The sequence below is a fragment of the Methylomagnum sp. genome (genome assembly GCF_054333355.1).
The window spans coordinates 1-13,568 of sequence record NZ_JBTEKS010000087.1 but is presented as its reverse complement, the minus strand read 5'-3'; the positions used below and the strand labels follow the sequence as shown (position 1 = coordinate 13,568).

The following is a 13,568-nucleotide window of genomic DNA, read 5'->3' as shown; positions in this document are numbered from 1 at the left end:
GCTCAGAAAGCAAGGCCACGAACCCGTGCCCAGCCGCGACGGCGTGGAGGCGTATCGGCGGGTGTGCGGGCGCGAGGCCACCCTGGTCATTTGCCGCTGGAACACGCCCGGACTGACCGGCGCCCAACTGTGCCGGAAGATTCGCGCCGCCCACCTGCCGTTCTACACCTACTTCATCATGCTCAGCGTCCGGGACGACAAGGACGCCCTGCTGGAAGGCATGGAGTCCGGGGCCGATGACTTCCTCGTCGAGCCGGTGGACCCGGACGAGCTGCGCGGGCGCATCCGCTCGGGGATGCGCATCCTGCGGCTGGAAGAGGAATTGGGGAAACGCAAGGCGGCGCTGGAGGCGCTCCATCAAGAGCTTTCCCAAGCCTACGACGTCATGAGCAAGGACCTGGCCAAGGCCGCGCAGATTCAGCATTCCATGCTGCCCGCGCCGTATGTGTCGCCGGGCGTTCGCACCGAATGGCTGTTCCTGCCCAGCAGCCTGTTGGCGGGGGATATGATCGGCTATTTCCCGCTGGATGATGACCACCTCGCGTTCTTCCAACTGGATGTCTGCGGGCATGGCGTGTCGTCGTCGCTCATTTCATTCGCCACCGGCAAGCAGCTTCGGCAGCGGCACGAGAACGAAATCTACGGCACCGCCGCGCCGACCGAGGACGACTCCGGTGCCGCCCAGTTTGAACCCCCCAATCAGATCATCGCCGAACTCAACCGCCGGTTCTCCAACGACCCGGAATCGGAATCGTATTTCCTGACCATGGTCTACGGGATCATCAACGGCAGGACCGGCGACTTGGTGCTGAGCGCCGCCGGGCATCCGCCGCCCTTGCTGTGGCGGGCGGCGGACGGCAGTTTCTATGAATCGGAAGTCCGGGGCGTGCCCGTGGGCATCCTCGAATTCAGCGAATACGACGCGGAGCATTTAACGCTGGCGAAGGGCGACCGATTATTCGTTTTCACCGACGGCATCATCGAGTGCCCCAACCCCGCCGACGAATTGTTCGGCCTCGACCGCATGAAGGACGTTCTCACCGAAGCAGCGACCCATCCCATTTCCGATGTGTCCGCCCGGCTCAAAGAGGCGCTGCACGCCTGGCACGGCGACGACTCCTACCCGGACGACATCAGCCTGTTGATCCTGGAAACCTAAGCTTTTCGCCTGGGCCGCAAGGCCGAATCCCCCCCCGCCCCGCATTGAAATTCCGCTTCTCCGGCCCCATATCCAGCGCTGAGAAAGGCACTACCGGCCTTTCGTTCGCCACGCTTTTTTACGGAGAATCGCCATGGCTACTCAAGATATCAAGCCGACTGAAACCACCGGCAAAGAAGTCCCCCAATCCCAACCTCAATCAGGCCAATTCCTGAGTTCCCTCGACGACTTCGACCAATGGCTAGACGAGATGCGGCGCCAATGGCTGACGCCCATGCCCGCCCTGTTCGGGCGGCATTGGCCGGAAGCGGTGGCGGCATTCGGCGCGGGGCGGCTGCCCAGGGTGGACGTGATCGACCGCGACACCGAATTCTGCGTCCGGGCCGAGCTGCCGGGCGTCAGCAAGGAGAACCTGGATGTTTCCCTGCACGAGAACACCGTGACCCTCCGCGCCACGACCCAGAAGGAGGAGACGGAGGAAAAGGGCCAATATCATCGGCGCGAAATGAGCCGGGGCGAATTCCAGCGCACCGTGCGGCTGTCGGGCGCGGTGGAGGGCGACAACGCCAAGGCCGTGTTCAAGGATGGCATCCTGGAATTGACCATTCCCAAGGCACCGGGCGTAAAGCGCCAGCCCATCAAGGTCGAATGACCTAAAGCCCAACGTGCCCCGCGCCGTTCGTCCTGATGTATAGAAGGGCGAATGGCGCGGGGCTTGCCATTTCAGGAGCCACCGATGCGCCAGCCATTTTCGCCCCTGTTCTTGCTGCTCTTCATGGGCCTGCTGCTGTGGCTGGTCTTCAGCATCAACCTGGGGCTGCTGGCCCTGACGCTGCAAAAGTTGGGGCTGGACCCCGGCTCCGCCGCCTTGCTGCTGTTAATCTCGCTGCTGGGCAGCGCCGTCAACCTGCCGCTGTTCACCCTGCAAGCGGAGCCGGTGCTGGCCGACTTCCATCCGCGCCAATACGGCCTGCTGCGCCTGCCGCCCGTGCCCTTCGATGGGCGCGTCCAAGTGGTGGTGAATGTGGGCGGCTGCTTGGTGCCGGTGGGTTTCTCGATTTTCCTGACGATGCACTCGGCGGTGCCGCTGCTGATGGTTGCGGCGGCCACTGGCATCGTCGCGGCCATCAGCTTTTTGCTGAGCCGTCCGATTCCCGGCATCGGCATCGGGATGCCCATGCTGGTGGCACCCCTTTCGGCGGCGCTGGTCGCCATGTGGCTGGGCGGCGAATACCGGGCGCCGGTGGCCTACATCTCCGGCTGCCTGGGTGTGTTGATCGGCGCCGACTTGCTGCGGCTCAAGGATATCCGTGGGATGCGGGCGCCCATTGCCTCGATTGGCGGGGCGGGGACGTTCGACGGGATCTTCGTGACGGGGTTTGTGGCGGTGTTGTTGAGTTGAGTTTTATAGGATGGGTGGAGCGCAACGGAACCCATCATGCCGTGCCGCTGCGTTGCGATGGGTTCCGCAAAGCTCCACCCATCCTATGGAATATTCATTACCGCCCACTCCGCCCATCCCGATCACGCCGAACGGCGCCCACCTCCGACCGAGGCGGCTTAACCAACACTCGTTCTTGCAGCGCCGCGCTTTCCGGCGAGCGCGTTTCCACCGCCACCCCACTCCCCACCAACGCCTTCATCAACCTGCCCGGATAAACCCCCAATCCCACCAACAACACCAGCAACAGCCCCAGCACCACCCGTCCCGTCCAAGGCAAAGGAGCCAGGACATCTTGCCCGGCTGGCCTTTCCCCGCCATCCCGCGCCATGTGCGCCACCACCCGCACATAGTAATAAAGCCCCAACCCACTCCCGACGATGAGCAACCCCAGCAACGCCCATTGCTCCCCCAACCCACCCGCCGCGAATAGATAGAACTTGCCCACGAAACCCGCCGTCAGCGGAATCCCCGCCAGCGACAACAGCGCCACCGTGAACACCGCCGCCAATCCGGGCCGGGTATGGAACAGCCCGGCGTAGTCGTCCAGATTCTCCGCCTCCCGGTCGGGCGGACTCAGCACGGCGACGACGCCGAACGCCGCCAGCGTGGTGATGAAATACGCCGCCAGATAAAACAGCAGCGCCTCGGCGGCGAAATCCCCGCCAATCCTCGCCCCTGCCACCAGCACGATGAGCAAATAGCCCATGTGGGCGATGGACGAATAGGCCAGCAGCCGCTTCACGTTGTCCTGCCGCAAGGCCAAGAGGTTGCCGCCCAACATGGACGCCGCCGCCAGCACGCTCAGCACATCCACCAGCACCGGGGCGCGTTCCAGCCCGCCCGCCACCGCGTAGCGCAGCAACAGCACGAACACCGCGCCTTTCGAAACCGTCGCCAGCAACGCCGTCACCGGCGCGGGAGCGCCCTGATAAACATCGGCGGTCCACAGGTGGAACGGCACCAGCGACAGCTTGAAGCCCACCGCCGTCACAATCAGGATCATCCCGGCGATGGCAACGAGGGAACCGGGCGCGACCGCCAGTCTGGCGAATTCCAGCGTCCCCGTATCGGCATAGACCAAGGCCATGCCGAACACCAGGAAGCCCGACGCCACGCCTGACAGCACCAGATATTTAATGCCCGCCTCCAGCGCTTTTCCCTCCCGGTGCGGATAAGCAATCAGGGCGAACAGCGACACGCTCAGCGTTTCCAGCCCCAGGAAGAAACTGGCGAAATGCTGCCCCGCCGCCAACACCCCAGCTCCCAGCAGCGCCGTCAAAATCAGCAGGTAAAGCTCCTCTGGTTGGTCCGAGCGGTCGGGGAAATAATCCCGGCTCAAAGCCACCACCACCAGCCCGGCGAACGCGGCCAGCGCGGTGAACGCCAAGGCGTAGCGGTCCACCCGCAACAAGGGCGTCACCTCACGCGGCGCGACCGTCGCCGCCAACGGCACCAGCAGCAGCGCCACCACAATGCCCGCCGCCGTCAACGCGAACACCAGCCCATGATTCCGGCGGAAGGCAATCGCCAGCATCGCCACCACGGCGGTGACGGCCAGAGCCATCAAGGGCAACAGGGCGATCAAATCGGCGGTGGTAATCATGGTATGGATGACTCTGGTGATAAACCGATGTTTTGCCCCCTCTCCCCACGGGAGAGGGTTGGGGTGAGGGCGATCAAACGAAGTTTTCCTTCCCCCGCCATTTATGGTCTCCCGCCCGCGACGACGGGGCCGGTTAGGCCGGAAGTCCCGGCGCGAGTAATGTCCAACAGCGGTTGCGGGTACAAGCCCATCGCCACCGTCGCCACAATCAAGCAGGCCATCGCGGCCAGTTCTCTTGCTCCGAAGTCGGTAAGGTCACGCGGTTCCGTGCGTTCGCCGTGGAAGGCCCGTTGCACCAGCATCAACGAATAGACCGGCGCGACAATCAAGCCGAGAGCGGCGAGACTTGCCATGAGCGGACTCACCCGGAACGCCCCCGCCAGCACCAGAAATTCCCCCACGAAATTGCCCAGCCCCGGCAACCCCAACCCCGCCACCGCGAAAAACAGCCCCATCGCCGACAAGCGCGGCACGTCGGTCCACAGTCCGCCCATGCGCTCCATGTCGCGGGTGTGCAGGCGATCCTGCAACGCGCCCGCCAGCATGAACAAGGCGGCGGCGGACAGGCCATGGGCCAGCATGGTCATCACCGCGCCCTGGGTCGCCAAGGGATTCCGGGCATACAGCCCCACCAGCACGAAGCCCATGTGACTCACGCTGGAATAAGCCACCAGCCGCTTGAAATCGGATTGGGCGAAGGCCAGCACGCCGCCGTACAGAATGCTCGCCACGCCCAAGGCCATGGCGGTGGGCGCGAAATCCGCCGCCGCGTTGGGAAATAAGGGAATGGCGAACCGCAGCAAACCATAGGCGCCGGTCTTGAGCAGCACCCCCGCCAGAATCACGCTGCCGCCAGTAGGCGCCTGGGTGTGGGCGTCGGGCAGCCAGGTGTGGAACGGCACGGCGGGCAGCTTCACGGCGAAGGCGGCGAAAAAGCCCAGCATCAGCCACGGCGCGACGTCCGGGGATAGTTCCGTGCCGAGCAGGGCGAAATAATCGAAGCTGTACACGCCGGTCTTGGCGTGGCTGAGCAGCACCAGCACCACGATGGCCAGCAGCATGACGAGGCCGCTGACCTGGGTGAACAGGAAGAACTTGATGGCGGCATAGGCGCGGTCCTCGTGGCCCCACAGGGCGATGAGGAAGTACATGGGCACGATCATCACTTCCCAGCACACGAAGAACAGGAACAAATCCAGCGCCAGGAACACCCCCAGCACCCCGGCCAGGGTCCACAACACACAGGCGTGGAACAGGCCGACCCGTTCCGTAATCTCCCGCCAGGACGCCGCCACCGCCACCACGCCCAGCAACAGCGTCAGGGCGATGAGCAACAGGCTCACCCCGTCCAGCGCCAGATGAACACCGATGCCGAAGCGGGGAATCCACGCCAGCCGGACATCATCCAGCCAAACCGCTTGATCCGGTCCCGCCGCCGTCGCGAAGTAAGGCGTCAACAATCCCGCATCAAAAACCAGGGCCAGCACGGCAATCCAGCGCGGGGCGTTAGGTAAAAGAAAGCCGCTGGCTGAGCGGAGTCGAAGCCAGCCTCCATCGTTCGCTTCGACTCCGCTCAGCGAACGATGGGGCACACCCAACGCTTGAGCATTCCATCGTTCCGAAACCCAAGCCAACCCGCCCCCCACCACTAGCACTGCTATCAACAACATCAAACTCATGCCAGTATCCCCATCGCCACGACCAACAACGCCCCGCCCGCCAAGCCCGCCGCGTACCAGCGTAATTTGCCCGTCTGGGTTTTGCTTAGCATCCGGTGCCCGGATTGGCTGAGCCAGGCCACGGCCCGGTAAACATCATCCAGCGTATCCGCCCGGTTGACCTCCGCCAGCCAGCGAAAGGGCCGGACCAACAGCCCGCCGTACAGCCAGTCAAACCCCCAGCCCGCCACCCACAGCCGTTGCAGGGCGCTACCCCAATCGGTGCGGGTCAGCTCGTCCGCCGACCAGACGCGGGCCAGATAAAACCCCGCCGCCAGCCCGACGCCGACGAACGGGGCCGCATCGGTGGCGATTTCCATGAGCGTGTCGAACCCAGCCTCCTCGCGCCGAGGCAACACCGAACCCAGCGGCACAGGAAACAGCCCGCCGACAATCGCCAGTCCGGCCAGCACAATGAGCGGCACCGTCATGGCGAAGCCGAGATGCTCGGACGCCCGCCGATCCTCCGGCCCGAAGAACACCACGAACACCAGCCGGAAACTATATAACCCCGTCAGCAACGCCCCGACCGTCCCCGCGCCCCACAGCCACAGGCCGTCGCGGGCGGCGGACGTAGCCAGCAGGATTTCGTGCTTGCTGTAATAGCCCGAGGTGAACGGCAAAGCGGTGAGCGCCGCGCTGCCGATGACGAAGCTCCAGAACGCCACCGGCAACCGTTCCCGCAGGCCGCCCATGCGGAAAATGTCCTGCTCGTGGTGGTAGGAATGCAGCACCGCCCCGGCAGCGAGGAACAGCAGCGCCTTGAAATAGGCGTGGGTGGTCAGGTGGAAAATGGCCGTCGAGTACGCGCCCACGCCCAGCGCCAGGAACATGTAGCCGATTTGGCTGATGGTGGAATAGGCCAGGATGCGCTTGATGTCGCGCTGGGTCAGGGCCGTGCAGCCCGCCATGAGCAGCGTGGCCGCGCCGATGACCGCCACCGCGTGCAGCACCTCCGGGGCCAGTTCGAACAGCGCATGGGTGCGGGCGATGAGATAGACGCCCGCCGTGACCATGGTCGCGGCGTGGATCAAGGCGCTGATGGGGGTGGGACCGGCCATGGCATCGGGCAGCCAGCTTTGCAGCGGCAATTGCGCCGACTTGCCCACCGCCCCGCCCAGCAGCAGCGCCGCCGCCAGCACGGCGATATCCGATCCCGGTTTCCAGGACGCCGCCGCCCGTTGCAGCACGGTCGGGATGTCGAGGCTGCCCAGCGCGGCGAACAGCAGGAACAGGCCGACGATGAACGCCGTATCGCCCACCCGCGTCATCACGAACGCCTTGCGGGCGGCGGCGCCGTTGTCGGGGTTGTCGTACCAGAAGCCGATGAGCAGGTAACTACACAGCCCCACGCCCTCCCAGCCCAGATAGAGAAAGGCGAGGTTATCCGCCAACACCAGCACCAGCATGGCGGCGACGAACAGATTCATGTAGGCGAAGAAGCGGGCCAGCCCCGGATCGTCGGCCATGAACCCGGCGGAATAGAGGTGGATTAGGAAGCCGACGCCCGTGACCACGAGCAGCATGTTGAGGGACAGGGCGTCCAGGTACAGCCCGAAGCTGGCCGAGAAATCGCCGACCCGCGCCCAGGTCCACAGCGGCAGCTTGTAGGACAGCACCGGGCCGGTGAGGAATTCGTGGCCGACGAGTCCGGCGAGGAGGGCGGCGAGGCCCACCGAGCCGACGCCGATCCAGGGGGCGAGATGGCGGCGGAGATTACCCTGGACTAGGGTCAGGATGAGGAAGCCTGCCAGCGGCAGGGCGGGGATTAGCCATAGGTGGGCTAGCATGTGGCTTACTCCTTGCCGTTGTTGCTCGTTCCTTGATGGTTCCCACGCGCCGCGTGGGAATCCAGTTAGCTCGCGCGGCGGGCTGTGCCTTTACGGAGAACGGCGCGGGCCTCAGTTAATCGTCGCTGATAAACCCGTAGGTTGGGGTGACGAAGGAACCCCAACTTAATCCACGCCAACATGTTGGGGTTCGTTCCTCACCCCAACCTACCGGGCTGCAACCGGGCAAGTCGGGCGCGATGCAGAGATAGGCTTGGTCTTCGTCGCTCCAGAAGGTTTCAATCAGATAAGCTTGCATATTTATTCACCATATCTAGCACTCACGCGGTGCGTGGGAGCGAGCGAAGATTAGCGCTCAAAATACTTTATCGTACCTTCCCATCTTGCCTCATCCTCCCCCGTAAAGGTGGGACAATACAGGTCTTCAAGATTTGGCGTCGGCTTTTTAGTGGTAATAAAAGGACTTGTGAACTTTGAATAAAAAGGCGAATCGAAAAACCTAGCCCCATACTGGCTCTCTAATAGCACATGGATACCACACCCCGCAGAAATTGCATTCGCGAGCGTTGCCCGACTGAATGCGCCTCCACGGTCATGCTTCACACTATTATATGCGTCATACCACTCTAGTGACTCCGTTGGTTTCTGTGCGCTCCACTGCGCAAAAGGTGAAATTTCCCCAAGGTCATGATGTAAGAGTAACTTTGCAGAATAGTCGGCAACTCTTAGAGCATCTTTGCACGCGACATAATCATTAGTCGTATAGCGACCATTTCCTTTTCCAGCATATCCATTATCGACTAAAAATTTGCGCAGGAGAAATTCAACTTCAGTGCAAGCCAAAATCAAAATTTCTCTAATTTTCTGACCATAAGCCTTTAAGTTGCTTCCAATACAAGATGGCTCAATATAATAAAACAGTTCCGTAAGGGCATCACAAATGCTCTTAAACGCCTTAAACTCATCAATCGCTGTGCGGCCACTTAAATCGGTATCTCCATACACATTATGAGTTCCCATCCTTGGAATTTGCTTCCCAACCACACTCAACCTTTTCACCTCATTTGGGCGCGGGTGATTGCTGCTACGTGACAAGATATGCAGAAAGCCATTTACAAGCTCAATGATTTCATTCTCTCTATCTTGTCTGGTCTCATCAAAAACAAATCCGCCGAAATCAGAGGTAACTTGTGGCTGAAATCCGAGCAGGTCATTTGGAATAAAAAGAAACTGTCTCCCCGCACCTATTTGAAAAGCACCTATCCTACCATCCGACAACCTAAATGCGTATGTTTCCACAATAACCCATATATTTTTCAGATCAATCTCAGCGCCTACTATCACAAACTCAAACGGTGCTAGTCATTATGTCAGCTTCCAACTTTCAACCCCACCTCCCGCCTAACCCGCCGATAAACCCCCTCCACCGCCATCCCCAACCCCACCGACTCCAACACAAACACATCCCCCGCATAATAATATTCGGGCTGCCAATCCATCCGCCGCCGAAAAATCCGCAAATGCGGCGTATCCTGCGAGACCACCACATATTCCAACAGCGTTGGAATCCTCGTGTAATTGGCAAGCTTCTCGTTCAAATCATTGCGCCGGGTGGAACCGGACAACACCTCGACGATCAGAATTGGATTTGTGCGAATATATTGATTGCCGGTATTCGGCCCACACGCCACCATAATATCCGGGTAATAACAATAGACTTTCCCGGCATGTTCGATTTTGACCTTCATGTCGGCGATCCAAGCCCGGCAAGTATCGGGCAGTTTGCCGTGAATCGCCGTGAAAAGCTCTGCCGTAACGGTATTGTGCAACTCACTCGCCCCACCCATCGCGAAAATCTGCCCGTCCACATACTCATGGCGGATTTCCGATTCACACTCCCCCTCAAGATAGTCTTCAACGCTAATGAAATCGTATTTGATAGCATTCGGCATGGCGGCTTCCCTGGTTGGATATTGACGCCGCCCATTATCCGCCATCCTCCTCACCCCCGCATCCCGCTCGACACATCCGCATCCAGCGTCCTGAACCGCCGATAAACCCGCCTCACCAGACGCCACGCCTACGGCAAGGTGCGCGGTCCCCGGCTTGGCGCGGCGGCCTGCCAATCCTGGGCATGGATGGTGGCCGCCAACAGACGATGCACCCACCCTGCCAGAATGGCCCCCAGCACCGGCGCGACCCAGAAAAGCCAGAGCTGAGCCAGCGCCCAATCGCCGACGAACAACGCAACGCCAGTGCTTCTGGCCGGATTCACGGAGGTGTTGGTCACTGGGATGCTAATCAGATGAATCAAGGTCAGCCCCAAGCCGATGGCCAAGGGCGCGAAGCCCTGCGGGGCGCGAGAGTCGGTGACGCCCAAAATGATGAGCAAAAACATGAAGGTCATGACGGTTTCCGTCAGAAAGCCCGCCGCCATGGAATATTCGCCGGGGGAATGGGCGCCGTAACCGTTGGCGGCGAATCCCGCGCCGATGTCGAAACCAGGCTTGCCGCTCGCGATGAGATACAGCACGCCGGCGGCGACAATCGCGCCCGCCACTTGGGCAAGAATATACGGCACCAAATCCGCCGCCGGGATGCGGCCACCGGCCCACAGGCCAGCGGATACCGCCGGATTGAAATGGCCACCCGAAATATGGCCCACGGCATACGCCATGGTCAGCACGGTCAAACCAAATGCCAGAGCCACGCCGAGTAGGCCGATGCCCACCTCCGGGAATGTGGCGGCAAGCACGGCGCTACCGCACCCGCCGAGTACCAACCAGAACGTTCCGATAAATTCCGCAGCAACGCGACGATAAATCGACCACATCATCAGTTCCTCCATAATGGTTTCCATGTCTAAACAAACCTGGGGATCACCCCCGCATCCCGCTCAACACATCCGCATCCAGCGTCTTGAACTGCCGATAAACCCGCATCACCAAGCCCAACGCCACGCCCACCTCCGCCGCCGCCAAGGTCAGCACCAGCAGAAACATGATCTGCCCATCCGGCTGATTCCAGCGCGACCCCGCCACGATAAACGCCAGCCCCGCCGCGTTCAGCATGATTTCCAGGGACATCAGCACCGCAATCAAATTGCGCCGCACCAGCACGCCCGCCAACCCCAAGGCAAACAAAAGCCCTGCCAGAATCAAGCCATGGGTCAGCGGAACCGTGCCGCTCATCGCCGCACCTCGGGCCGCGCCAAATGGTAAGCCCCCACCAACCCCGCCAGCAACAGCATGGACGCCAATTCCACCGCGATCACATAAGGGCCGAGCAGGGCCACGCCCACTTCCTTCGGGCTGACGATATGGCCGGTGACACCGTCGCCATCACCCAGGAACACATACAAAAACTCGATCAGCAACACCGTCGCCATCGCCGCCGGCCAGCGCCACGCCGACGGCTCCAGCCAGCGGCGTTCCTGCTCCAAGGTTTGCTGACCTAAGTTCAGCATCATCACCACGAACAGGAACAGCACCATGATGGCCCCGGCGTAGATGATGACTTCCAGCAGCGCCGCGAAATACGCGCCCATCAGGTAGAACACCACCGCCGAGGCGATCAGCGACAGAATCAGGTACAGCAGCGCATGAACGGCATTGGCCCCGGTAATCACCAGCGCGGTGGACACCACGGCCACCAGGGCGGCGGAATAAAACAGGATGTGCAGCATCACGGCAGCAAGCTCCGCACATCCACCGGCGGCGCTTCGTTCTCCGCCTCGCCCTTGTCCTTTCCCCTGATGGCAAGCCCCGCCACCCGGTAAAAGTTGTATTCCGGGTATTTGCCGGTGCCCGCGATGAGCAGATGTTCTTTCTCGTAAACCAGGCTGTGCCGGTCGTATTCGCTCATTTCGAAATCCGGGGTGAGTTGAATGGCGTAGGTGGGGCAAGCTTCCTCGCAGAAACCGCAATAGATGCAGCGGGAAAAATTGATGCGGAACCAGGCGGGATACCAACGGCCATCCTTGGTCTCGGCCTTTTGCAAGGCGATGCAGTCCACCGGACAGGCCACCGCGCACAGGTTGCAGGCCACGCAGCGTTCCTCGCCGTCCGGGTCGCGGGTCAGCACGATGCGGCCCCGATAGCGGGGGGCTAGGGCCGGCTTTTCCTCCGGGTATTGGACGGTGTCGGCGCGGGTGAAGGTGTGGGCCAGCACCGTGCCGAGGGTTTGCAGTTGGCTGAGGAATCCTTTCAGCATGGCCGTATCCCAGTGGGCGCGGGCTTCAGCCCGCGATTAATCAACGCTGGTCTTGTCGCGGGCTGAAGCCCGCTCCCACATTTCATTGTCGCCACAACATAACCCCGCCCGTCACCAGAATATTCACCAAGGCCAGCGGCAGCAGCACCTTCCAGCCGAACGTCATCAACTGATCATAGCGGGGCCGGGGAAGCGATCCGCGCAGCAGGATGAACAGCACGATGAAGAACAGCGTCTTGAGCATGAACCACACCAGCGGTGGCAGCCACGGCCCCAGCCAGCCGCCGAAAAAGAGCGTCACGATCATCGCCGCGCCCAAGGTGATGTTGACGTATTCGCCCACGAAAAACATGCCGAACTTCATGCCGGAATACTCGACGTGATAGCCGGAGGCCAACTCGCCTTCCGCTTCCGGCAGGTCGAACGGCCCGCGATGGCTCTCCGCCACCGACGCCACCAGGAACAACAGAAAACCGAGCAACTGCGGCCCCACGAACCAGCCGTCCCGCTGCGCCTCGACGATGGCCCGCAGGTCGAACGTCCCCGCCAGCATCACCACGCCCATCAGCGACAGGCCCATGAAGACTTCGTAGCTGAGCGTCTGCGCCGCCGCCCGCAGCGAGCCGTACAGGGCGTACTTGCTGTTGGAGGCATAGCCCGCCAGGATCAGGCTGTACACCGACAGCGAGGCCAGCGCCAGGAAGTACAGCAGGCCGAAACTCAGGTCGATGATGCCGACGCCCGGCGCGACCGGCACCACGGCGAAGGCGGTCAACGCCGTCACCATCACCACCGTGGGGGCCAGCACGAACACCGGGGCGTCGGCGAAGGGCGGAATCCAATCCTCCTTGCTCAGCATCTTGAGCATGTCCGCCACCACTTGCAGCAGGCCCAACGGCCCCAGCCGGTTCGGGCCGAGCCGGTCTTGCCACACCGCCAGCAGGCGGCGCTCGACCCAGATCAACAGCGCCGCCGTCGTAATCAACACCAGCAGAATGCCCGCCACATCGAAAGGTGAACCGACCGTCATGATTTTTCCCTCCCGTTCATAGGATGTGCCGACGAAGGAGGCGCATCGGTCGCAGCAATTGATGCGCTTCGTGCCTCAGCGCATCCTAATGAAAACCCATTCCGGCAACTCAGCCACATTCAGGCCGGGCAAATCCGCCGGAAGCCCAATCGTGCCCCGCCGCAACGAAGGCTCTTCCCGCACCGGCAGCCGCCGCGTGCGTCCGTCCAGTTTTACGGTAACGATCCCCGCCCCACCCAACGCGGCGTGGTCATCCGGGTGCAACGCGGCATAAGGCGCAGGCGCCCGCTCGGCAATGGGCGGTGAAAGGGCGCTGAGTTCGTCACCGCCGAAGATGTGATAAAGCGGCACGATCCGCCATCGGGATTCATCCGGCTGGAAACCCGGCGGAATTTCAGTGAACCATTCAGCGTTCGGCGTTTCCGCCGACTCAATCAGCCGAATCCCCGGATCACCGCCGCGCAAATGCCCGCCCGCCTCGTCCTGAAATTTGGCCGTGGCTTGCTGGTGGGAGTTCCAACGCGGTGCCCAATCCACCGGAATCAGCGCCGGGGGACTCTCGACGCCCGCGCCTTCCATGGAATAGCTCAGAGGGGAATCCGGGTCGTCGGG

The 13,568-nt window shown here is 61.9% G+C and carries 13 protein-coding genes and 1 pseudogene; 3 read left to right on the top strand and 11 right to left on the bottom strand.

Annotated elements, in window-relative coordinates; all coding sequences use genetic code 11:
• The 3 genes from ACXWUF_RS09015 to ACXWUF_RS09005 form a co-directional block, all read left to right on the top strand.
• A partial coding sequence (locus ACXWUF_RS09015; protein ID WP_458494336.1) for a SpoIIE family protein phosphatase occupies positions 1-1,159 on the top strand: 1,159 nt, incomplete at its 5' end.
• Positions 1,160-1,292: 133 nt separating this feature from the next.
• Positions 1,293-1,811, top strand: coding sequence for an Hsp20/alpha crystallin family protein (locus tag ACXWUF_RS09010; RefSeq protein WP_458494335.1), 519 nt, complete (start codon positions 1,293-1,295; stop codon positions 1,809-1,811).
• A gap of 84 nt (positions 1,812-1,895) precedes the next feature.
• A complete protein-coding gene (locus ACXWUF_RS09005) occupies positions 1,896-2,561 on the top strand; it encodes a DUF1614 domain-containing protein (RefSeq protein WP_458494334.1) in 666 nt (221 codons plus the stop codon).
• Positions 2,562-2,658: 97 nt separating this feature from the next.
• Here the strand turns inward: ACXWUF_RS09005 and ACXWUF_RS09000 are convergent, their stop codons facing one another.
• From ACXWUF_RS09000 to ACXWUF_RS08950, 11 genes and pseudogenes are all read right to left on the bottom strand, one after another.
• Positions 2,659-4,206 (bottom strand): NADH-quinone oxidoreductase subunit N, encoded by a 1,548-nt coding sequence (locus tag ACXWUF_RS09000; RefSeq protein ID WP_458494333.1) that lies wholly within the window; start codon positions 4,204-4,206, stop codon positions 2,659-2,661.
• A gap of 101 nt (positions 4,207-4,307) precedes the next feature.
• The gene (gene nuoM, locus ACXWUF_RS08995; protein WP_458494332.1) at positions 4,308-5,876 is read right to left on the bottom strand and encodes an NADH-quinone oxidoreductase subunit M; all 1,569 of its coding nucleotides are present in this window, start codon (positions 5,874-5,876) and stop codon (positions 4,308-4,310) included.
• Positions 5,877-5,881: 5 nt separating this feature from the next.
• A complete protein-coding gene (gene nuoL / locus ACXWUF_RS08990; protein ID WP_458494331.1) occupies positions 5,882-7,714 on the bottom strand; it encodes an NADH-quinone oxidoreductase subunit L in 1,833 nt (610 codons plus the stop codon).
• A 348-nt stretch (positions 7,715-8,062) separates the two neighbouring features.
• On the bottom strand, positions 8,063-9,013 hold the full coding sequence (locus ACXWUF_RS08985; protein ID WP_458497257.1) for a hypothetical protein: 951 nt from the start codon (positions 9,011-9,013) through the stop codon (positions 8,063-8,065).
• 71 nt (positions 9,014-9,084) lie between these two features.
• Positions 9,085-9,666 carry a Uma2 family endonuclease gene (locus ACXWUF_RS08980; protein ID WP_458494328.1) on the bottom strand — a complete coding sequence of 194 codons (582 nt, stop codon included), beginning with the start codon at positions 9,664-9,666 and terminating at the stop codon, positions 9,085-9,087.
• Positions 9,667-9,794: 128 nt separating this feature from the next.
• On the bottom strand, positions 9,795-10,547 hold the full coding sequence (gene aqpZ, locus ACXWUF_RS08975; RefSeq protein ID WP_458494338.1) for an aquaporin Z: 753 nt from the start codon (positions 10,545-10,547) through the stop codon (positions 9,795-9,797).
• Positions 10,548-10,593: 46 nt separating this feature from the next.
• Entirely contained in the window at positions 10,594-10,905 is a 312-nt protein-coding gene (gene nuoK / locus ACXWUF_RS08970) for an NADH-quinone oxidoreductase subunit NuoK (RefSeq protein ID WP_458494327.1), read from the bottom strand.
• Positions 10,902-11,399, bottom strand: a complete 498-nt coding sequence (gene nuoJ, locus ACXWUF_RS08965; RefSeq protein WP_458494337.1) for an NADH-quinone oxidoreductase subunit J — start codon at positions 11,397-11,399, stop codon at positions 10,902-10,904. Before nuoJ ends, nuoK begins: the two co-directional genes overlap by 4 nt.
• Complete coding sequence (gene nuoI / locus ACXWUF_RS08960) at positions 11,399-11,926, bottom strand: NADH-quinone oxidoreductase subunit NuoI (protein ID WP_458494326.1); 528 nt, start codon at positions 11,924-11,926, stop codon at positions 11,399-11,401. The genes nuoJ and nuoI overlap by 1 nt, the downstream gene beginning before the upstream one ends.
• 82 nt (positions 11,927-12,008) lie before the next feature.
• Positions 12,009-12,956 (bottom strand): NADH-quinone oxidoreductase subunit NuoH, encoded by a 948-nt coding sequence (nuoH, locus tag ACXWUF_RS08955; RefSeq protein WP_458494325.1) that lies wholly within the window; start codon positions 12,954-12,956, stop codon positions 12,009-12,011.
• Positions 12,957-13,031: 75 nt separating this feature from the next.
• A pseudogene (locus tag ACXWUF_RS08950) lies at positions 13,032-13,568 on the bottom strand (NADH-quinone oxidoreductase subunit NuoG); the annotation flags it as partial.

Excerpts from the sequence above, each read along its gene's own strand:
- ACXWUF_RS09010 (WP_458494335.1), top strand. The coding sequence starts at position 1,293 with ATGGCTACTCAAGATATCAAGCCGACTGAAACCACCGGCAAAGAAGTC.
- ACXWUF_RS09005 (WP_458494334.1), top strand. The coding sequence starts at position 1,896 with ATGCGCCAGCCATTTTCGCCCCTGTTCTTGCTGCTCTTCATGGGCCTG.
- ACXWUF_RS09000 (WP_458494333.1), bottom strand. The coding sequence starts at position 4,206 with ATGATTACCACCGCCGATTTGATCGCCCTGTTGCCCTTGATGGCTCTG.
- nuoM (WP_458494332.1), bottom strand. The coding sequence starts at position 5,876 with ATGTTGTTGATAGCAGTGCTAGTGGTGGGGGGCGGGTTGGCTTGGGTT.
- nuoL (WP_458494331.1), bottom strand. The coding sequence starts at position 7,714 with ATGCTAGCCCACCTATGGCTAATCCCCGCCCTGCCGCTGGCAGGCTTC.
- ACXWUF_RS08980 (WP_458494328.1), bottom strand. The coding sequence starts at position 9,666 with ATGCCGAATGCTATCAAATACGATTTCATTAGCGTTGAAGACTATCTT.
- aqpZ (WP_458494338.1), bottom strand. The coding sequence starts at position 10,547 with ATGTGGTCGATTTATCGTCGCGTTGCTGCGGAATTTATCGGAACGTTC.
- nuoK (WP_458494327.1), bottom strand. The coding sequence starts at position 10,905 with ATGAGCGGCACGGTTCCGCTGACCCATGGCTTGATTCTGGCAGGGCTT.
- nuoJ (WP_458494337.1), bottom strand. The coding sequence starts at position 11,399 with ATGCTGCACATCCTGTTTTATTCCGCCGCCCTGGTGGCCGTGGTGTCC.
- nuoI (WP_458494326.1), bottom strand. The coding sequence starts at position 11,926 with ATGCTGAAAGGATTCCTCAGCCAACTGCAAACCCTCGGCACGGTGCTG.
- nuoH (WP_458494325.1), bottom strand. The coding sequence starts at position 12,956 with ATGACGGTCGGTTCACCTTTCGATGTGGCGGGCATTCTGCTGGTGTTG.